This window comes from Blattabacterium cuenoti (assembly GCF_014251335.1).
Classification (GTDB): Bacteria; Bacteroidota; Bacteroidia; order Flavobacteriales; family Blattabacteriaceae; genus Blattabacterium; species Blattabacterium cuenoti_G.
The window spans coordinates 87392-108754 of record NZ_CP059186.1 but is presented as its reverse complement, the minus strand read 5'-3'; the positions used below and the strand labels follow the sequence as shown (position 1 = coordinate 108754).

21 protein-coding genes and 1 tRNA gene are annotated in these 21363 nt (G+C 25.9%); 5 read left to right on the top strand and 17 right to left on the bottom strand.

Features of this window, described 5'->3' with window-relative positions; all coding sequences use genetic code 11:
• Nucleotides 1-34: 34 nt before the first annotated feature.
• From H0H73_RS00465 to H0H73_RS00450, 4 genes are read left to right on the top strand one after another with little or no spacing between them, the layout of a single operon-like run.
• Nucleotides 35-646: a tetratricopeptide repeat protein gene (locus tag H0H73_RS00465; protein WP_185852229.1), complete on the top strand. Its 612-nt coding sequence runs from the start codon at nt 35-37 to the stop codon at nt 644-646.
• 9 nt (nt 647-655) lie between these two features.
• Complete coding sequence (gene ribH / locus H0H73_RS00460; RefSeq protein WP_185852472.1) at nt 656-1138, top strand: 6,7-dimethyl-8-ribityllumazine synthase; 483 nt, start codon at nt 656-658, stop codon at nt 1136-1138.
• Nucleotides 1139-2863, top strand: a complete 1725-nt coding sequence (gene mutL / locus H0H73_RS00455; protein WP_185852228.1) for a DNA mismatch repair endonuclease MutL — start codon at nt 1139-1141, stop codon at nt 2861-2863.
• Between the two features lie 3 nt (nt 2864-2866).
• Nucleotides 2867-3553 carry a rhomboid family intramembrane serine protease gene (locus tag H0H73_RS00450; protein ID WP_185852227.1) on the top strand — a complete coding sequence of 229 codons (687 nt, stop codon included), beginning with the start codon at nt 2867-2869 and terminating at the stop codon, nt 3551-3553.
• A 12-nt stretch (nt 3554-3565) separates the two neighbouring features.
• Here the strand turns inward: H0H73_RS00450 and lepB are convergent, their stop codons facing one another.
• The gene (lepB, locus tag H0H73_RS00445) at nt 3566-5056 is read right to left on the bottom strand and encodes a signal peptidase I (RefSeq protein WP_185852226.1); all 1491 of its coding nucleotides are present in this window, start codon (nt 5054-5056) and stop codon (nt 3566-3568) included.
• An 11-nt stretch (nt 5057-5067) separates the two neighbouring features.
• A complete protein-coding gene (gene dapB, locus H0H73_RS00440; protein ID WP_185852470.1) occupies nt 5068-5778 on the bottom strand; it encodes a 4-hydroxy-tetrahydrodipicolinate reductase in 711 nt (236 codons plus the stop codon).
• A 140-nt stretch (nt 5779-5918) separates the two neighbouring features.
• Here dapB and H0H73_RS00435 point away from each other — a divergent pair.
• Nucleotides 5919-6003, top strand: a tRNA-Leu gene (locus tag H0H73_RS00435).
• 22 nt (nt 6004-6025) lie between these two features.
• Here H0H73_RS00435 and ilvA read toward each other — a convergent pair.
• From ilvA to atpB, 15 genes are all read right to left on the bottom strand, one after another.
• Entirely contained in the window at nt 6026-7291 is a 1266-nt protein-coding gene (gene ilvA / locus H0H73_RS00430) for a threonine ammonia-lyase (protein ID WP_185852225.1), read from the bottom strand.
• A 29-nt stretch (nt 7292-7320) separates the two neighbouring features.
• Nucleotides 7321-8373: a ketol-acid reductoisomerase gene (ilvC, locus tag H0H73_RS00425; RefSeq protein ID WP_185852224.1), complete on the bottom strand. Its 1053-nt coding sequence runs from the start codon at nt 8371-8373 to the stop codon at nt 7321-7323.
• A 29-nt stretch (nt 8374-8402) separates the two neighbouring features.
• Nucleotides 8403-8714 (bottom strand): acetolactate synthase, encoded by a 312-nt coding sequence (locus H0H73_RS00420; RefSeq protein WP_185852223.1) that lies wholly within the window; start codon nt 8712-8714, stop codon nt 8403-8405.
• A gap of 18 nt (nt 8715-8732) precedes the next feature.
• Entirely contained in the window at nt 8733-10427 is a 1695-nt protein-coding gene (ilvB, locus tag H0H73_RS00415; protein ID WP_185852222.1) for a biosynthetic-type acetolactate synthase large subunit, read from the bottom strand.
• Nucleotides 10428-10433: 6 nt separating this feature from the next.
• A complete protein-coding gene (gene ilvD / locus H0H73_RS00410) occupies nt 10434-12119 on the bottom strand; it encodes a dihydroxy-acid dehydratase (protein WP_185852221.1) in 1686 nt (561 codons plus the stop codon).
• 309 nt (nt 12120-12428) lie between these two features.
• Nucleotides 12429-13646, bottom strand: coding sequence for a tRNA 2-thiouridine(34) synthase MnmA (gene mnmA / locus H0H73_RS00405; protein ID WP_185852220.1), 1218 nt, complete (start codon nt 13644-13646; stop codon nt 12429-12431).
• Between the two features lie 15 nt (nt 13647-13661).
• Nucleotides 13662-14780, bottom strand: a complete 1119-nt coding sequence (locus tag H0H73_RS00400) for a DnaJ C-terminal domain-containing protein (protein ID WP_185852219.1) — start codon at nt 14778-14780, stop codon at nt 13662-13664.
• Between the two features lie 21 nt (nt 14781-14801).
• On the bottom strand, nt 14802-15362 hold the full coding sequence (locus H0H73_RS00395) for a nucleotide exchange factor GrpE (protein WP_238784362.1): 561 nt from the start codon (nt 15360-15362) through the stop codon (nt 14802-14804).
• 90 nt (nt 15363-15452) lie between these two features.
• The gene (gene trpS, locus H0H73_RS00390; protein ID WP_185852218.1) at nt 15453-16445 is read right to left on the bottom strand and encodes a tryptophan--tRNA ligase; all 993 of its coding nucleotides are present in this window, start codon (nt 16443-16445) and stop codon (nt 15453-15455) included.
• A 7-nt stretch (nt 16446-16452) separates the two neighbouring features.
• Nucleotides 16453-17331, bottom strand: coding sequence for an ATP synthase F1 subunit gamma (gene atpG / locus H0H73_RS00385; RefSeq protein WP_185852217.1), 879 nt, complete (start codon nt 17329-17331; stop codon nt 16453-16455).
• A gap of 9 nt (nt 17332-17340) precedes the next feature.
• Nucleotides 17341-18921 (bottom strand): F0F1 ATP synthase subunit alpha, encoded by a 1581-nt coding sequence (gene atpA / locus H0H73_RS00380; protein ID WP_185852216.1) that lies wholly within the window; start codon nt 18919-18921, stop codon nt 17341-17343.
• A gap of 29 nt (nt 18922-18950) precedes the next feature.
• Entirely contained in the window at nt 18951-19496 is a 546-nt protein-coding gene (gene atpH, locus H0H73_RS00375) for an ATP synthase F1 subunit delta (protein ID WP_185852215.1), read from the bottom strand.
• An 11-nt stretch (nt 19497-19507) separates the two neighbouring features.
• On the bottom strand, nt 19508-19996 hold the full coding sequence (atpF, locus tag H0H73_RS00370) for a F0F1 ATP synthase subunit B (protein ID WP_185852214.1): 489 nt from the start codon (nt 19994-19996) through the stop codon (nt 19508-19510).
• A gap of 10 nt (nt 19997-20006) precedes the next feature.
• Nucleotides 20007-20234: an ATP synthase F0 subunit C gene (atpE, locus tag H0H73_RS00365; RefSeq protein ID WP_185852213.1), complete on the bottom strand. Its 228-nt coding sequence runs from the start codon at nt 20232-20234 to the stop codon at nt 20007-20009.
• Nucleotides 20235-20246: 12 nt separating this feature from the next.
• Complete coding sequence (gene atpB, locus H0H73_RS00360) at nt 20247-21323, bottom strand: F0F1 ATP synthase subunit A (protein ID WP_185852212.1); 1077 nt, start codon at nt 21321-21323, stop codon at nt 20247-20249.
• Between the last annotated feature and the right edge of the window lie 40 nt (nt 21324-21363).

The following is a 21363-nucleotide window of genomic DNA, read 5'->3' as shown; positions in this document are numbered from 1 at the left end:
CCATTATATTATTGGAATAAATCAATGTCATGACATGAAAATAAACACGATTTTTTTTTCTATCATATTTATAATCATAATAACGGCTTCATATTTTCTTTTAAATAAATTTTTTTTATATCCATCAGAGGAAAAAGCGATGAAAGAATTGAGCTCTGCTCAACAATATCTTTATCAAGGAGATATAGATAAGGCCTTAAATAGAAAAAATATTAAAGTTAATTATTTAGGATTCTCAGGTATAGCTTCTAAATTTCCTTTTACCAAAGCAGGAAATATATCCAAATTTTATGCAGGAATTTGCTATTATAAATTGGGTGATTACAAAGAATCTATAAAAATGATGATAAGTTTTTCTGCAAAAGATGAAATTTTATCTTCTATAAAATACGGAATTATAGGTGATGCTTTCAGTCAAATAAAAAATAAAAAAGAAGCTTTAAAAAATTATATTATAGCAGCAAATATAAGAGAAAACGAAATCACGACTCCTCTTTATTATTACAAAGTCGCGTTACTAAATTTTTATATGAAAAAATATAAAGATTCTAAATATTTTTTAAAAAAAATAGAAAAAAAATATCCTTTTTTTTTGTATAAAAAAAACATTGAAAAATATCTTATGTTTATTGAAAATAAGTTATAAATTATGTTTATGAAGACAGATCCTGCCTATTTATTAGATAATAATAAAATAAGAAATGAAAATTTTAAAATTGCTATTGTTGTTTCTTTATGGAACAGAAAAATTACAAGTAGATTATATAAAGGAGCTTACGATACTTTAATTCAATCAGGGGTATTAAAAGAAAGAATTCAAACTTGGAAAGTGCCTGGAAGTTATGAACTGATTTATTCTTCTAAAAAAATAGCTCATTGTTATAATTTTGATTCAATCATTGCAATAGGATCACTGATACAAGGAGAAACTCATCATTTTGAATATCTATGTCAAGCTATTTCGCATGGAATTAAAGATATTAATATAATATATGATGTTCCTGTTATATTTTGTGTTCTTTCTGATAAAAATGAACAACAATCTTTTGATCGATCAGGCGGAAAAAATGGAAATAAGGGAATAGAATGCGCTAAAACAGCTATATATATGTCTTTATTTAGAAAATCTATAAAATAAATGAAAAATATTATTCAATTTTTACCTGAAAAAGTGATTCAACAAATAGCTGCAGGAGAGGTAATACAACGTCCTTCTTCTGTTTTAAGAGAACTTTTAGAAAATGCAATAGATGCAAACGCTAAAATAATTAACATTTTTATCAAAGATTCAGGAAAAACATTGATTCAATTAATAGATGATGGAATAGGAATGAGTATTGATGATGCTAAAATGAGTATTCAAAGACATGCAACTTCAAAAATTGAAAAAACTGATGATATTTTCAGAATTAAAACAAAAGGTTTCAGAGGAGAAGCTTTGGCTTCTATTGCCTTGATTTCTCAGTTAGAAGTTCAAACTAAAAATAAAGAAAATGTAATAGGAATTCATCTTTTTGTGGAAGAAGGAAAAATAAAAAAACAAATTCCTATAAATATGCTGAAAGGGACAAGAGTTTCTGTGAAAAATATTTTTTATAAACTTCCCGCCAGGAGACAATTTTTAAAATCTCATAGAATAGAATTTCAACATATTATTTATGAATTTTATAAGATTGTTCTAGCGCACAGAAATATAACATATCGCTTTTATCATAACGATAAAATTATTTTTTATTTTAAAAAAGCTTCTTTAATAGAAAGAATCGAAGAAATTTTTAAAAATAAAAGAAAAAATTTAGCTTCCATATTTATAAAAAAAAATAGAATCCTTGTAGAAGGATTTGTAAGTGTTCCAGATGGTTCTATGAAGAAGGGAGATCAATTTTTATGGATTAATCAACGTTGTGTAACTCATTTACTTTTACATAAAAAAATAATTCATGCTTATGATGGTTTTTTAAAAGATTTCAAAACTGCTTCTTATTTTATTTTTATTTTTGTAGATTCTAGTTTAATAAATTGGAATATACACCCAACGAAAAAAGAAGTAAAATTAGAAGAAGAAGAGGTGATTGGAGTGATGATTCAACAAGAAATCAAAAATATTCTATTTAATCAATATAAAGTAAAAAATAAAGACTTAAAAAATTATGATCTTTTTTTATCTTGTAAATCTCTCAAAAAGGATTATTTATTAAATGATTTTAATAATAAATTTTCTGAGACAGAACAAGTCACACTACTAGAAAATTGGTTTCATAACATCAATAAATCTGATTCTGATATATTCAAAAATTTAACAAATGAATTATATGATTATGTTTCTCATAAAACAGAAATAAAAACTCTTCAGATTAATAGAAGATACATAATTTTTGTATTGAATAATAAGTATACAATATTGGTGGATCAACATAGAGCACATCAAAATATATTATTTGAATTCTTTTTAAGGAAAAAAAATTTGATAAGTCAACAATTCATTTTTCCTATAAAAGTAAATCTTTTAAAAAAAGAATCTATTTCTTTGAATAATATAAAAAATGACTTGATCAATCTTGGATTTCATTTATATATTTGTAACGAATCAGTTTATTTGTATTCTGGACCTGAAAATATACATCAAAATATGTTGGTTGAAGTGATTCAAAATATTATAACATATAATTTCATTAAAGGAGAAAAAAATAATAAAAAAAAACTTCTTCAAGTTATATCTAAATCCGCATCTATAAAATATGGAACAAAGTTATATCCTGAAAAAATGAAATGTATAATCAAAGATTTATTTTCTTGTCATAATCCAAATTATACGTATTCAGGAGATCCCATATTTTTTGTTTTAAGCAAAAACCTTTTTTGAAAAGTGAATTTTTATACAAATTTCAATTCAGATGCTGTAAAACATTTAATTAGTATAAATATACTTGTGTATACAGCTACTTTTGTTTTTTCACAATATAGAATAGAGGCCTTTCTTTCATTATATCACCCTTTAGATGAACGATTTGAATTATATCAAATTTTTACTCATATGTTTGTGCATTCCAAACGACTTTTTTTGCATATAATTTTTAATATGTTGGCTTTATTCATGTTTGGAGGACAGATAGAAACTATGTTAGGAGTCAAAAAATTTATAATTATATATTTTTTATCAGGTATTTTAGCCGCATTATTTCAAATTATTTTTAATACTAGTGTTTTATATTACTTTGTTCAAACTTTAGATTTTTCACAAGCTAAAAAAACGTTAGATTATTTAAATGAAGAACAAAAAATAAATCTTTATAGTTCTATGTATTCTCCTATGATGGGGGCTTCTGGAGCTGTTAGTGGAATAGTAGGTGCTTTTGCTAAATTTTTTCCGGAACATAAAATTTTTATTCTTCCTTTTCCTTTTCCAATAGCAGTTAGGAAAGCTCTGATTATTTTTATTATTGGAAGTTTTTTTTCGTCTATTTTTAATTTAGCACCTGGAGTCGCTCATTTTGCCCATATTGGTGGGATTTTATCTGGTTATTTTATAGTAAGTTTTTTTTATAAAAAATGAAAAAAACACTTTTTATTGAGTTGATGATTTTTCACTTTTAAATAAAAAATAAATTAAATATACAAATGAAAATAAAAAAAATAAAGACAAATAAGAATGTTTTCCATTTATTGTTTTCATAATACGATCCCAACGAAATTTCCAATGAAATATATTTAAAGGATTTTCTCTATTCCAATCGATACTCATCCATATGAATATAGGTTTTCCTACTATATGATTTTCTGGGACAAAACCCCAATAACGAGAATCAGATGAATTATGTCTATTATCTCCCATCATAAAATAATAATTATTTTTTACTTTATAATATTTTTTCGAAAAAATATCGAATTTATCAACTTTTTCATAAGTGAAAATATCATTATAAATATGAATATTTTTTGAATTTAATTTAATAAATTCTCCTTTTTTAGGAATATGTAATGGCCCAAAAAAATCTCTATTCCAATCAAAATAATTAGAAAATATAGAATGTTCTTTAAAATGAATAGGAATAATATATTTTTTTATAAGAACTATGTTATTGAATAAATTTTTTATTTGATCTGCTTTTTTTTCGTTCAACATAATTTGATAAAAAAATTCACCATTTTTTTCTCCAATATATTCAATATCTTCAATGTCCATTTTATTTTTAAGATATTCTATATTTAAAGGAATATTTACCGTTTTAATAAAATAAGCTTGTTGTTTTTCCAAAAAAAATTTTTCTTTTTTATGGTTAACAAACAAAATACCTTTTTTAATAGAGATTAAATCTCCTGGTAATCCTACACAACGTTTAAGATAATGATCTTTTCGATCTATTATTTTATGATGATAATCTTTAGGAAAATTAAAAACGACAATATCATTTCTTTGTATTGGTTGTATGGAAGGAAAACGAAAATAAGGCCATTGAAAAATAGAAATATAAGATTTTATATTTCCGATAATATTATTATGTGTAAAAGGAATAGAGAGAGGAGACATAGGCATTCGTAATCCATAATGAATTTTACTGACTAGTATAAAATCTCCGACCAATAAAGTTTTCTCCATAGAGGAAGTAGGAAGAACAAAAGGTTGAACTATATAAGTATGAGTGATAAAAGAAAAAATCACGGCTAATAAAATTCCTATATTATCTTCTTTTTTTTTTACATTTATATTTTCAATTTTTAATAATTGAATTTTTTTGAAAAAATTTATGTAATAAATATATAAACCTGCAGATAAGAAAAATAAAATAATATTTTTTTTCGTTTTTTTAAAAAAAGTATAAATCAAATCCATCCACAAAATAAAAATTAACACGATACTAGTTAATGGAATAAATAATAGAAAAATCCACCATATAGATCTTTTATAAATTTTTAAAAGAATAAAAATATTATATATAGGAATAAAAATCTTCCAAGATTTTATACCCAATTTTTTATAAAATCTACATGTTCCCAAAATATGAATAACATGTTCAAAAAATAAAAAAATACCACTAAAAATAAAATATTGTAGCATAAAAAAATATTTTATATTCCTAAAACCTCTTTCATAGAAAAAATTCCTTTTTTCTTTTGGATCCACTCTGCTGCAATAACAGCTCCTAAAGCAAACCCTTCTCTACTATGAGCTTTGTGTTGTATTTTTATATCCTCCATTTTAGATTCATATTTTACGATATGTATTCCGGAAACATTATTTAACCTTTTTGACAAAATTAAAATCTGATTTTTTGTTTTTTTTTCATCCAAAATCCATGTATTTTTCATTTTATTCTTCACTATATCTTTCGCTATAGAAAGTGCTGTTCCACTAGGTTTATCTATTTTTTCTTGATGATGAATTTCCTCTATTGTCACTTCATAATCTTTAGAATATGAATGTAACAGTTTTGACAATTTTTTATTAATTTCAAAAAAAATATTCATTCCAATACTAAAATTGGAAGAATACAAAAAAGATCCATTTTTTTCTTTACATATTCTTTTAATAATGTCAAATTTTTCTATCCATCCTGTAGTTCCACTTACTATAGGAATACTATTTTCTATACAAATTCTTATATTGTTAAATGCAAAATCAGGTTGACTAAATTCTATTGCTACATCTAAATTTGAATTATTCAATAAATGTAGAGAAGGAGTTCCATCATAACATAATGAAATTTTATGATTCCTAATTTTAGCTATTTTCTCTACAGCTTTTCCCATTTTTCCATATCCTATTATTCCTATATTCATATTATTTTTATTTGAATAGAATTTATAATTCATTCAAAGATAGATTATATTTTTTTTTGATGAAATATCAATAAATTCTATATTTGAATTGAAAAAATACATGTATTTTTATATTGAAATATATTTATTTTTTATGTAATGCCCACGTGGTGAAAATGGTAGACACGCCACTTTGAGGGGGTGGTATCCGATTAGGATGTGCTGGTTCAAATCCAGTCGTGGGTACAAAATAATTCTTTTCTTCTCTTCATATAAGAACACGAAATAAATCTGGATTTTTATTTAAATATTGAAAATGAACCTTATGTTTTTTCATTCTTCCTAGTAATCCAGAAAATTCGTTTTTATCTGATAATTCTATTCCTATTACTGCGGGACCTTCTTCTTTAGAAGTTTTTTTAGAATATTCAAAATAAGTAATATCATCTTTTGGGCCCAAAATATTATTAACAAATTCTTTTAAAGCACCAGCTCTTTGTGGAAATTTTACAATAAAATAATGTTTTTTTTCTTCATACAAAAGAGATCTTTCTCTAATTTCTTCCGTTCTGGTAATATCATTATTTCCTCCACTTAGAATGCAAACAATAGTTTTTCCTTTGATTTCATCAGAATATAAATCTAAAGCGGCTATTGAAAGTGCCCCAGCTGGTTCTGCTACAATAGCTTCTAAATTATACAAATCCAAAATTGTTGTGCAAACTTTTCCCTCATGAACAGTTCTAATATCAAATAATGTTTGATTACATATATTAAAATTTAATTCTCCTACTTTTTTAACTGAAGCTCCATCAATAAATCTATCTATTGTTTTTAATTCAACAATTTTACCTTCTTTAAAAGCAGAACTCATAGATGGAGCTCCTTTCGGTTCTACTCCTATGATTTTAGTTTTAGGACTAAATTCTTGAAAATGACTTCCTACACCAGAAGCTAATCCACCTCCTCCAACAGGAATAAAAATATAATCTATATCTAAAATAGATTGTTGTAATATTTCTAATCCAACAGTAGCTTGTCCTTCAATAATTTTAATATCATCAAAAGGATGAATAAAAATTTTTTTATTTTTTTTACAATCTTTCATCGCTTCAAAACTGACTGCATCAAAAGTATCTCCAATAAGAATAATTTCAACGTATTCTTTTCCAAACATTTTGACTCTTTCCACTTTTTGTTTAGGAGTGGTACTCGGCATATAGATTTTTCCCTGTATTTTTAATATATTACAAGAATAAGCGACTCCTTGTGCATGATTTCCTGCACTGGCACAAATAATTCCCTTTTTAAGTTCTGTATGAGATAAACTTTTAATTTTATTATAAGCTCCTCTAATTTTGTATGAACGTATGATTTGTAAATCTTCTCGTTTTAGAAAAATATTCGCTTCATATTTTTCTGATAAAATATAATTTTTCTGTAATGGAGTTTCATAAATGATATCTTTTAATATATTTTTAGCTTTAATTATTTCTTTGTAAGAAGGAAAATATCCTTTAAATTTATTTTTCAATCCTTTAAAAATAAAATGAGTAAATATTATTAATTTTGATCTTTTTTTTCCGGTCTCAGATTACGAATCATGGATCCTACTTTCCATAATTCACTTTCTCTAAGATCTTGCAATTCTTTTTGTAATTTTTCTCTATAATTTATATTACTATTAGCTTTAATAATTCTCTTTGCTTCGTTACCAGAATAAACTTCATCATATAATTCTTGAAATATTGGAAGAGTAGCATCTCTAAATTTTTTCCACCAATCTAAAGCGCCTCTTTGTGCTGTAGTAGAACAATTAGCATACATCCAATCCATTCCTTGTTCTGATACTAGAGGCATCAAACTTTGAGTTAATTCTTCTACAGTTTCGTTAAAAGATTCTGAAGGAGAATGTCCTTTATCTCGTAAAATTTGATATTGTGCCGCAAAAATTCCTTGTATAGCTCCCATCAAAGTTCCTCTTTCTCCTACTAAATCAGAATACACTTCATTTTGAAAATTTGTTTCAAATAAATATCCAGATCCAATTCCGATTCCAATTGATAAAGTTTTTTTTAAACTGTTTCCACTATAATCCTGATAAATAGCATAACTAGAATTAATTCCTTTTCCTTGTTTAAAAAGTCTTCTTAAACTGGTCCCAGATCCTTTTGGTGCCACTAAAAAAATATCTATCTTTTTAGAGGGTGATATTTTTGTTTGATTATAAAAAGTTAATCCAAATCCATGTGAAAAATATAAAGATTTTCCTTCAATTAAATATTTATTAAGAGTAGGCCAAAAAGAAATTTGACCTGCATCGGATAACAAATACATGAGTATAGTTCCTATTTCAGAAGCTTCTTCCAAAGAAAAAAGATTTTTACCTTCTATCCATCCATCTTCTAACGCTTTTTTCCAAGACAAAGAATGTTTTCTTTGTCCTACTATCACTTTAAATCCATTATCTCTTAAGTTAAGAGATTGTCCAGGGCCTTGAACTCCATAACCTAATACAGAAATAGTTTCTTTTTTCAAAATTTCTCTAGCTTTAGATAATGGAAATTCATCTCTTGTAATGATAGTTTCTTCTATAGATCCAAATTTAAGTTTCATAACTTTTATTTAAATTTAATTTAAGTAATTTAATATGTTGCTAGTGGTAAATCCACTTTTTTCCATGAATTTCTTATTGAATTTTTTTCTTCTAATTTGTAATAGTAAACATGAATAATTCCAATTAATTTTTCAATTAATTTTTTTATTTTAAATAATTGTTCTTCCTTGCATTCTAAGTCAATAACATATTGAAGATTACTGATAGTTTTATTTTCATTATTACTAGATACATTAATATGATTAGTTTTCAGATTCCTTCGATTTAATAGAATAAGAATTCGACTTAATAATCTTGTTTCTTTTTCTCCTAAAATTATTATTCTGAATTGATACTTCATAATGTTATATATTTATAATTATGTTAAACGAATTTCATCTACAGCGGCTCCTGAAGGAATCATAGGAAAAACATTGTCTTCTTTTTCTATTACAACTTCTAATAAAAATGCTTTTTCGTGGTTTAATGCTTTTTTTACGGATTCTTTTAATTCTTCTCTTTTACTCACTTTTTTTGCTTTTATGTTATAAGCGTTAGCTATTTTTATAAAATCTGGATTAACTAACTCTGTACACGAATAACGTTTATCAAAAAAAAGCTGTTGCCACTGACGGACCATACCTAAAAAATTATTATTTAATAGAATAATCTTAATAGGAATACTATTTTGTAAAATAGTTCCCATTTCTTGTATTGTCATTTGTATTCCTCCATCTCCTACTACGCAAAGTACTTGTCTATTTTTAGATCCTAACTGAGCTCCAATAGAAGCAGGTAAAGCAAAACCCATAGTCCCCAATCCTCCAGAAGTTATTTGACTTTTTTTGTAAGTGAAATTGAAATATCTTGAAGCGATCATTTGATGTTGTCCTACGTCAGTTACAAGAACTGCATTTTTTTTCTTATATTGATTGATCCACTTGATTACTTCACCCATGGTAATTCCTTCTTTTTTTGGATTTATATCCCCTTGTATTACGGTAGCTTTCTCTTTTTCTTTAAGATTAAAAAATTTATCTATCCATTCTTTATGAAAAGATTTTTTTACATAAAAAATCAATTTTTTTAAAGATGTTTTACAATCTCCCAAAATTGGGATATGACATAAAATATTTTTATCTATTTCAGAAAGATCTATCTCTAAATGAATGATTTTAGCTTGTTTAGCATATTTTTTAACATCTCCAGTTACACGATCGTCAAATCGCATTCCAACCGCAATAAGAATATCACATTGATTAGTTAAAATATTAGGAGCATAATTTCCATGCATTCCTAACATCCCTACATATAAACGATGATTTGTTTTCAATACTCCTAATCCTAATAAAGTACTAGCTACTGGAATTCCGGTTTTTTCAACAAATTCTTTAAATTCTTCTTCTGCTTCAGCTAAAATCACTCCTTGCCCTACAAGAATTAAAGGTCTTTTAGCTAAATTTATTAAATTTGCCGCTTCTATGATTTTTTCGTTTTCTATACAAGGATATGGATGAAAATTTTTTATATATTTACAACGGTTGTAATGAAACACAGTTTTTTGAAACTGAGCATCTTTAGTTATGTCAATCAACACAGGTCCTGGTCTACCTTTTTTAGCTATAAAGAATCCTTTTTGAATTGATTCACAAATATCCTTAGCTTTTAAAACTTGAATATTCCATTTAGTTACAGGAATAGAAATGTCTATGATATTTGTTTCTTGAAAAGCATCAGTTCCTAATAAATGAGAAGATACTTGTCCAGTAATGCAAACAAGGGGAGTACTATCTATCAAAGCATCTGCCAATCCAGTAATTAAATTAGTAGCTCCTGGCCCTGAAGTAGTAAAACATACACCGATTTTTCCAGTTGCTCTAGCGTATCCTTGTGCTGCATGAATAGATCCTTGTTCGTGACGCATGAGAATATGAGAAATGGAATCTATATAATTGTGTAAGGAATCATATATGGGCATAATAGCACCACCTGGATATCCAAATATATATTCTACCTCTTCATATAAGAGTGCTTTTATTACTATTTCTGAACCATAGAATAACTTTGTTTCCATACACAACTAAAATTGATCTGTAATGCATCCTTCAGAAGCTGAAGATACCATTCTTGTATATTTGTACAAATATCCTTTTTGAATTTTTAATGTAGGAGGAACCCATGATTTTCTCCTTTTTTGTATTTCTTCATCTTCAACTTCAAGAGTAATGATATTATTTTCCGTATCTATTTTAATGAAATCATTATTTCGTACTAAAGCTATTAGTCCTCCAGATTGCGCTTCTGGAGTGATATGCCCTACAACAAAACCATGTGATCCTCCTGAAAATCTTCCATCTGTAATAAGGGCTACTTTTTTTCCTAACCCAGCCCCCATAATATAAGATGTTGGTTTTAACATTTCTGGCATTCCTGGGCCTCCCATTGGACCTACATATCGAATAACAATAACAACTCCAGGTAATATTTTATTGTTTAAAATAGCTTGATTTGCTTCTTCTTCAGAATCAAAAACATTAGCTATTCCCCGAAAAATTGTTCCTTCTTTTCCAGTAATTTTAGCGATTGCTCCTTCTGGTGATAAATTTCCGTATAAAATTCTAATATGTGCGTTTTTTTTTATGGGATTTTCTAAAGAATGAATAATTTTTTGATTAAAAGTTATATTTGGAATATTTTTCATATTTTCGGATACTGTTTCTCCAGTAACGGTTAAACAATCTCCTGATAATATTCCTTCATTTAATAAATATTTTATAATAACTGGCATCCCTCCTATATACATATGAATATCTTCCATTAAAAAAACTCCACTAGGTTTTAGATTTCCAATGAGAGGGACTTGATTACTAATTTTTTGAAAATCTTTTAAAGAAAAATCAATATTTGCTGATTTAGCAATAGCTAAAAAATGTAAAACCAAATTAGTAGATCCTCCCAAACACATAGCTAATTTCACTCCATTTTCTATAGAAGTTTTTGTTATTATATCTTTTGGTTTGATTTCTTTTTTTAAAAGATTTTTAATATATATAGAAACTTTTTCACATTCTATTTTCTTATTTTCGCTTGTTGAAGGAGAAGAAGAAGAATAAGGGAGCATCATGCCCATAACTTCTAATGCAGAAGCCATAGTATTTGCAGTATACATCCCTCCACAAGCTCCTGGTCCTGGACAAGAATTTTTTACAATATTTTTGTACTCTTTTTCAGAAATTTGACAGGTATTTTTTTTTCCTAAAGCTTCAAAAGATGAAACAACATCTAATTTTTTTCCATTATAATAACCAGAAGAAATACTTCCTCCATATACAATTATGGATGGTCTATTCAATCTAAGTAAAGCGATCATTACTCCTGGTATATTTTTATCACATCCAGGGATAGCTATTACTCCATCATAATGATGAGAATCCACTACAGTTTCTATACTGTCTGCTATTAATTCTCTAGAAGGAAGTGAATATCTCATTCCTGATGTTCCCATAGTAATTCCATCACTTACTCCAATAGTGGTAAATTGAAATCCTACTAAATTTTTAGTTATAACCGATGATTTTATTATTTGAGACAATTTATTTAAATGCATATTACAAGGATTTCCTTCGTACCAGTTACTAACTATTCCAATTTGAGCCTTACAAAAATCTGATTCTTTCATTCCTGTTGCGTACAACATAGCATGTGCTGCTGGTAAATTAGGTTCTTTTGTAATTTTTTTGCTAAAATCGTTAATTCTTTTTTTCATGAAATATTTTAATAAATCAAAAACCCCTACTGAGTTATCAAGTAGGGATAAAAAAATAACACAAAACTTGAATAGTTTATTTTCATAAACTTATTCAAGTTTTTGAATTATATAATATGCAAAAATATGAAAAATATATTATATAAAAGCGATTTTTAGGTATTTATTTTTAAAATATTATTATTTTTTGATTTATTAATGAATATATTGTAAAGTTTTCAATTAAGAAATTATTTGAACAATGTATTTTTTTATTTTTTCAAAAAAAAACAATGTTTTTTAACAATATTATAAAACAAAATTTTATATTTATAATATATATTCAATTTTTGAAAAAAAATATAAAATAATATAAATTACTCCTGATCCTATTAATTCTTTTCCAAGATACCAAGCAGCAAATTGTCCTTTGGTTATAGCACATTGCGTCTGCTCAAATTCAATGAACATTCCTTTTTTTATTTTATATAATTTTGATTTTTGTAATGGTTGTCTATAACGAATTCTACAAAATACATCCATTTTTTCCCCTTCAAAAAGAGTAAGATCTTTTCTTATCCAATGAATATTTTTTTCTTGAATAAACAAAGATTTATTATATAATCCTGGATGTCCTTTCCCCATACCTGTATAAACAATATTGTTTTTAATATCAGTGTTTATAACAAAAAGAGCTTCTTTATAACCTCCTAATGCTATACCCTTTCGTTGACCTTTAGTAAAATAAGGGGCCCCTTGATGATATCCAATTATTTTTCCATCGGATTTTTTGTATTTTTTTTTTCTAGATAGAAAAAATAATTCTTTTTCTTTAGAAAAAAAGAATTTTTTTTCTTGATATAGTGAAGCATTAGAATTAATGTATACTATTTCTCCTTTTTTGGGTGGGATTCTTTTTTTGAGAAAATCGGGTAAATTTATTTTACCTACAAAACATAAACCTTGAGATTCTTTTTTATGAGCATTGCATAACTTATGCATTACTGCTATTTTTCTCACTTGATTTTTAGTCAATAAACCTAATGGAAATAAGGATTTTTCCAATTGATATTGCGTTAATTGACATAAAAAATATGATTGATCTTTATCTAGGTCTTTTCCAATTAAAAGTCGATAAATCGTTTTTTTATTTTTTACAATTTTTTTTTTATTTACATAATGTCCTGTAGCAATAAAATCCGCCCCTAAATCAAGGGCTTTTTTCAAAAAAACGTTAAATTTTATTTCTCTATTACACAAAATATCTGGATTAGGGGTTTTTCCTGATCTATAGTCATTAAACATATAGTTTATAACATGTTTTTCGTATTCATTTTTCATTTCGACGACTTGAAAAGGTATATCTAATTGTTTAGCGACTAACATAGCATCAATGCTATCTTCTTTCCAAGAACATTTATTATTCGAATCTTTATCTTCCCAATTATGCATAAATAAACCAATGACTTCAAAACCCTTTTTTTTAAGAATTAATGCAGCTACACTTGAATCTACTCCCCCTGAAAGTCCAACTACTACTTTTTGCATAAGAATTTGTTTTTTTTAAGAAAACATTTCTCTTACACGATCAAAAAATGATTTTTCTGAATTTCCGGGATGAGGAAGAAAATTTTCATTTTTTCTCATTTTTTCAAAAAATTTTCTTTGTTCTTCATTAATTTTTTTTGGAGTCCAAACATTCACATGAATTAAAAGACTCCCATATCCATATCCTTCAATATTAGGTAATCCTTTGTTTTTCAGTCTAAGAGTCTTTCCGGATTGTGTTCCTGGATCTATTTTTATTCTTGCTTTCCCATTAATAGTAGGAACTTCTTTTAAAGCCCCCAATATTGCATCTGGAAATGATATGTATAAATCATAATGAAGATTGTTCCCTTCTCTTTTTAATTTAGGATGAGGAATTTCCTCAATTAATACAATCAAATCACCAGAAACTCCATCAAATGGAGCTTCATTCCCTTTTTCAGAAACTTTCAATTGAATTCCTTCTGTAAGACCTGCGGGAATTTTAATATTTACTAATTCTTCTTCTTTAATTAATCCATGTTTATTAGCTCCATAAGGAATATTTTCAATAATTTTTCCAGTACCAGAACATATCCCACATTGAGAAGTAGTTTGCATTCTTCCTAAAATAGTATTGGTAACTCGTATTATTTGACCAGTTCCATTACAAGATGGACAATTTTTAAATTTGATCCCTTTAGCGACTTTGAGTCTCTTAACTTTAACTTTCTTTTCTACTCCATTAGCTATTTCTTCTAATGAAAGTTTTACTCTGATTCTTAAATCACTTCCTTTAATAGTTTTATGTATGTTAGATCTTCCAAATCCAAAGCTAGAAAAACCTTCTCCAAATGCATCAGCAAAAATATCTCCAAAATTTGCAAAAATATCCTCCATGTTCATTTCTGAACCTGAACCGCTTCCTTTGACTCCAGAATGTCCAAATTTATCATAACGTTGTCTTTTTTCTGGATTGCTTAAAACTTCATAAGCTTCAGCTGCTTCTTTAAATTTTTCTTCCGCTTTTTTTTTATTATCTAAATTCTTATCTGGATGATATTTTATTGCTAGTTTTCGATAAGCTTTTTTTATTTCTTCTGGAGAAGCGTTTCTAGAAACTCCTAATACTTCGTAATAATCTTTTTTCATCATGAAGATAAAAATTATGAATTATTATTTTCCGGTAATAACTTTAGCATGTCGTATCACTTTTTCTTTTAGAATATATCCAGCTTCTATGATTTCTATAATCTTTCCTTTTAAATTTTCTGTAACAGCTGGAATTTGTGTTATAGCCTCATGAAAATCCGTGTTAAAATCATCTCCTTTTTTTATTTTAATTTTATTCAATCCTTTTTCTTTTAAAATTTTAATAAGTTTTTCCTGTATCAAAAAAACTCCCTTTACAAGATGTTCTTCTTTATATTTTTTTAATTCTTTAATTCCTCGTTCAAAATCATCTAAAATTGGAACTAAATCTATAAGAATTTGTTCATGAATATTTCTAAAAATATCAAATCTTTCTTTTTGAATTCGTTTTTTATAATTCTCAAATTCTGCAAAAAGACGTAAAAACTTATCTTTTTCTTTTTCTAATTCTTCTTTAAAAAACTTAATTTCTTTTTTTAATGGCCCATGTATTTCTATTTGACAAGAGGAAGATCCTCCATCAGATATATCATTAGATGGGTTTGACTGTTTTTCAGTGTTTTTTTTGTTGATATTGATATCCATAATATAAAAATATTTTTCAATATAATTCTATGGACTGTGAGCAAAAGATTTGCCAAAAATTATAATGATGTCATAATGACATTTGATAAATCAAATTATAGAATTGAATTTCAAATGTTTTCTAATGCAATTTAATCTTTTATAGGCTATATTTTTCGCTTTTTTAGCACCTAAAGCTAAAATATGATCTAATAAAGATTTATTTTTCAAATAATAAAAAAATTTCTCTCTCTCCGAAGAAAATTTATGAATGATATGCTCGTATAATGCAATTTTTGCCTCATAATACCCATATCCTCCTCTGAGATATTTTTTTTTCATAATCTCTATTTTCTCCAAAGGAGCTATCAAACTGTATAAAGACATGATATAATCAGTTTCAGGATTTTTTTTTTCTTCTAAAGATTTACTATCTGTACGAATACTCATAATTTGTTTTTTCAAAACTTCATCTGAAGAAAAAATATTAATACAATTCTTTTTAGATTTACTCATTTTTTCTCCATCTGTTCCTATCACAAACATATTTTTTTTTTGTAAAAAAGCATTAGGTAGTGCAAATAATTTTTCACCTATTTTTTTATTAAAAAAATTGGCTATACTACGAGTAATTTCTATATGTTGTAATTGATCTTTTCCTACTGGAATAATTTGTGCGTTATAAAGCAAAATATCAGCAGCCATTAAAATAGGATAAGTAAATAAACCTACACTTATTTTTCCTTTATCTATTTTTTTCATCTCATTTTTAAAAGCATGAGACAATACAAGTCTTTGGTATGGATAAAAACAATTGAAATACCAAGCTAATTCAGTAACTAATGAAACATCGGATTGTCTGTAAAATAAACAATTATCTATATTTAAACCAAAAGCTAACCATGCAGCTGCAATTTGATAAGTATTATTACTTATTGTTTTTACGTTTTCTATTTGAACCATAGAATGTAAATCTGCTATAAATATAAATGAAGAATGTTTTGTGTTTTTGTTAGCTATGGATACAGACGGAATAATAACTCCTAAAATATTTCCTAAATGAGGAGTTCCTGTGCTTCTAATTCCTGTTAACATTTTTTCCATAAAAAAATTATGTTTTTTTATTTAAAGATTCTAATCCACTAATAATTTCAAGTATTTCTTTAGTAATCGTAGTTTGTCTTTCTTTATTATAATTTAAGATTAGATCATGTTTAATATCAGATGCATTTTCTGTAGCTTTATGCATAGATATCATACGAGCAGTATGTTCTGCTGTGGTGGATTCCCAAAAAATTTTTAGTAATTTTGCATTTAAAAATTTCGGAATTATAAAATTTAATATTTTTTTTTGATAGGGTTCTAAAATGTAGGATGACCTTAACTTTTTTTTTTTAAAATTTTTAGTAGTAATAGGAAGAAATCTCTCTATGTTTATTTCTTGAAATAATGATTTTTTTAAATTATTGTATATTAAATAAATAGAAGAAAATTTTTTTTTATAAAAATCATAAATTAACTCTGATACTAAAAGTTGAATTTTCCGATTCGATAAATCATTTCCGATCCAATTTTTGTTGTACATATTATATTTCTTACATAAAAAATCAAATCCTTTTTTTCCAATAGAAAAAAACACACATTCATTATGTAAATATCCTTTTTTTTGAAAAAGATGATTAATTTTTTCAAAAATTGAAGAATTAAAAGAGCCACATAAACCACGATCAGAAGTAAATACAATAAATAATTTCATGTTTCCTACTCCATAAAAATATTGATTTTTTTCAAAATTTTCTTTGCATTCTGATTCTATAAACAAAAGATCTAAAAGAATCGTCTCTATATAATTCAAATAAATTTTTACTTGCATAAGTAAATCTTTTGTTTTTCGTAATTTTACTATAGAAATCATTTTCATTGCTTCTGTAGTTTTTATAACTGATTCTATAGATAATATTTTTCTCTTGATTTCTTTTGGGTTAGACATAATAAAAATTTAAGAAACGTATTTATCACTTAGTTCTAAGGCTACTTTTTCTAAAATATCAGATATTTTTTCGTTAAAAATTCCATTTCTTAAAAAATTTAATACATTTTCATGTTTTTCTTTTAAATAGAAAAGATATTCTTTTTCAAAATCTGAAATTTTATCAATAGGAATTTTTTGAAGTAAATTCTTAGTTCCAGCATAAATAATAGCTATTTGATCCGCTATATCATAAGGCGTATGAGGAGGTTGTTTTAATATTTCTATATTAATTTTTCCTTTCTTTAAGATATTCATAGTAGATGAATCTAGTTCAGAACCAAATTTTGAAAAAGATTCTAATTCTCTAAATTGAGCTTGATCTAATTTTAAAGTTCCAGATATTTTTCTCATAGATTGAATTTGTGCAGATCCACCTACACGAGAAACAGATATACTTTCATTAATTGCAGGACGAACTCCAGAATGAAATAAATCTTTTTCTAAAAAAATCTGTCCATCTGTAATAGAAATAACATTAGTAGGAATATAAGAAGAAATATCTCCAGATTGAGTTTCAATAATAGGCAATGCAGTTAAAGAACCTCCACCTTTTATTTTTTTTCTAATAGAAGATGGGATATCGTTCATTTTCTCAGCCATTTTTTGATCTTTTATAATTTTAGCAGCTCGTTCTAAAAGACGAGAGTGTAAATAAAAAACATCTCCTGGATAGGCTTCTCTACCAGGTGGACGTCGTAGTAATAGGGATATTTCCCTATAAGAAACTGCTTGTTTTGAAAGATCATCATATACAACTAAAGAAGAACGACCTGTATCCCGGAAATATTCTCCTATAGCAGTTCCAGAAAAAGGAGCAAAAACTTGCATGGAAACTGGATCAGAAGAAGTTGCAGATACTATAATTGTATAAGACATGGCTCCCTTTTCTTGCAAAATTTTTGAAATTCTCGCAATATTAGAACCTTTTTGACTAATGGCTACATAAATGCAATAAACAGGTTCATTTTTTTCAAAAAATCTTTTTTGATTAATAATCGTATCAATAGCTATAGTTGTTTTTCCAGTTTGTCTGTCTCCAATAATTAATTCTCTTTGTCCTCTTCCTATGGGGATCATGGAATCTATAAATTTTATACCCGTTTGAAGTGGTTCTTGAACAGGTTCTCTATAAATAACACCTGGAGCTTTTCTTTCCAAAGGCATTTCAAATAATTTTCCTTTTATAGGGCCTTTTCCATCTATAGGATTTCCTAATACATCTACAACACGACCTAACATATTTTCCCCTACTTTAATAGAAAAAATTTTTCCAGTTCTTTTTACTATATCTCCTTCTTTCAAATTTTTGGATGAACTAAGTAAAACGATACTTACATGATCTTCTTCTAGGTTGAGAACCATACCTTTTATTCCATCATTGAATTCTACTAATTCTCCATAAAATGCAGAATTTAGTCCAAAAGATCTAACGACTCCATCTCCTATTTGAACAATTACACCAAATTCGGATAATTTTGATTCAAATTTAAAATTCGATAATTCTTCCTTAAGAATTGATGATATTTCAGAATATTTTATATCTGACATATGAAAATAAAATCTTTTATTTTTATTAATTATTTATTATGAAATGTTTTTCTAATATGTAACAATTGTTTTTTAATGCTAAAATTCCATTCTTTATATCCTACACGGAATATAAAACCTCCAATAATAGATTTATCAATTTTATTAATGATATTAAATTTTTTTTTATTATTAGATATTATTTTATATGCAATTATTTCTTGTGTATCCTTACTCAAAGGATAAGCAGAGATTACAATAGATTTTATAAATCCTTTTTTATCTTCTTCGTATATTTTTTGATATTCTAAAAAAATTTTTTTTAAAAGAGGTTCTCTTTTTCTTAGAATTAAGAGTTTAATAAATTGAAAAATAAAAATATCAAAATTATAAAATATTTTTTTGATAATTTCTATTTTTTTTTCTCTATTTAATAAATAAGTATTTAAAATATTGTTTAAATCTATATTATTTTCTAATAAAAAAGATATTTTTTTGATTTTATGATAAAAAAATCTACTATTACTCATATTCATAATAGAATACTCAAAAAAAACTCTAGCGTAATGTTGAATGATTTTTTTATTTGAAAACATTTTTACTAAAATTAGTACAATCTATCTACTAATTCTTTTATAAATTTATCTTGTTTATCAGTTTGATCTAACTCTTTTTTTAATATTTTTTTGGCTATAAGAATAGAAATATTACCTATTTTTTTCTTAAACTTGTGGTATTCTACTTCTTTTTCTATTTGAATATTTTTTTTTGTTTCTTCTATAATTTTAATTTTTTCTATCATTCCTTCCTCTTTAGCTTTTATTTTTATTTTTTCTCTAATTTGAATTGCTTCTTTCAAGATCATGTCTCTTTTCACATGAGTTTCCTTTAAAATTCTATTTTTTTTATCTTCTATATCTTTTAATTTTTTTTTCATTTGATCAGCTTTTTCAACAGAAACTTTAATTTTTTCCTCTCTTTGTTCTATAAAATTCATTATTGGCTTCCAAGCAAATTTTGAAAGAAAAAGCATGAGTATTATGAATATTATAGTATGCCAAAAAATTAGTCCAATAGAAGGAGTTACTAAATCCATTAGTATTTTTTTATTTAAACACAGCTAATAATGTCGTGACTATTCCGAATAATGCTGCTCCTTCAATTAATGCAGCGGCTACAATCATAGCATTCTGTATTTTATTCGAAGCTTCAGGTTGTCTAGCAATAGCATCCATCGCGGAACTTCCAATTTTTCCAATTCCTAATCCTGCTCCTATTACTGCAAGACCAGCTCCTAAAGCGGCTAAACCTGAGTAAGTTAAATCTATATCCATATTATTAAATTTTTAATGCGTTTTATTGTCATGATCATGGTCATAATTTTTAACAGCCATTCCTATAAGTAAGGCAGACAAAGTTGTAAAAATAAAAGCTTGTAAGAAGGCTACCATAATTTCTAACATAGAAATAAAAAAACCGAAAATTATGGAGAAACCAGCTATAAAAAAACTTTTGAAAATAAAAATGAGACAAATAAAACTTAAAATAATTATGTGTCCGGCAGTAATATTAGCAAACAAACGAATACATAAAGTTAGTGGACGTATAAAAACTCCAATAAATTCGATAGGAGCTAATAATAATCTAATTCCCATTGGAACTCCTGGCATCCAAAAAATATGTTTCCAATAATTTGTATTTGCATTTATATTACTAACAATAAAAGTCATAATAGCTAACATTAATGTAATATTAATATTTCCTGTTACATTTGGAAATCCTGGAATAATACCTAGTAAATTGTTAATCAATATAAAAAAAAAGGATGTTAACAAAAAAGGAAGAAAAATTTTATATTTTTTATTTCCAATATTAGGAATTGCAACTTCATCCCGTATAAATAAAATTAGGAATTCTAAAACAATTCCTAAACTCCATTTAGTTTGATAATTAATATAACTACGTTTCATTTTTATAAAAATATAAGACAACAAAAAATAGGATATAAAAATAGATACCACATTTTTTGTAACAGAAAAATCCCAAGGTTTATCATTTTTTGGAATCCCTTTAGGATCTATATATAATAATCCAAGAGAATTAGTCTTATATATTTTTTCTCGAAACATTTTATAATATCCATATTTTCCTTTTACTACATGATGACATGAAAATTTAGAGGAAGAAAAAATTTCTAGTCCAGTATTCCATAAAATAACTGGTAAAGAAAAAATAATTCCATGATTGTGAGTACCTGCAACATGCCATTCATGAGAATCACTTACATGATCCAAAATAATATTAGCTATATTTTCTTGATTTTTATTTTCACTTTTTTTATTCTTTTTTTGATTATAAGCAGAAGATTCAAAAAATAAAAATAAAAAAAAGAATAAAAAATATATTATTTTTTTTGAAATCATTTACTGAAAATCGAAAAATAGGAGACAAATTTATATTTTT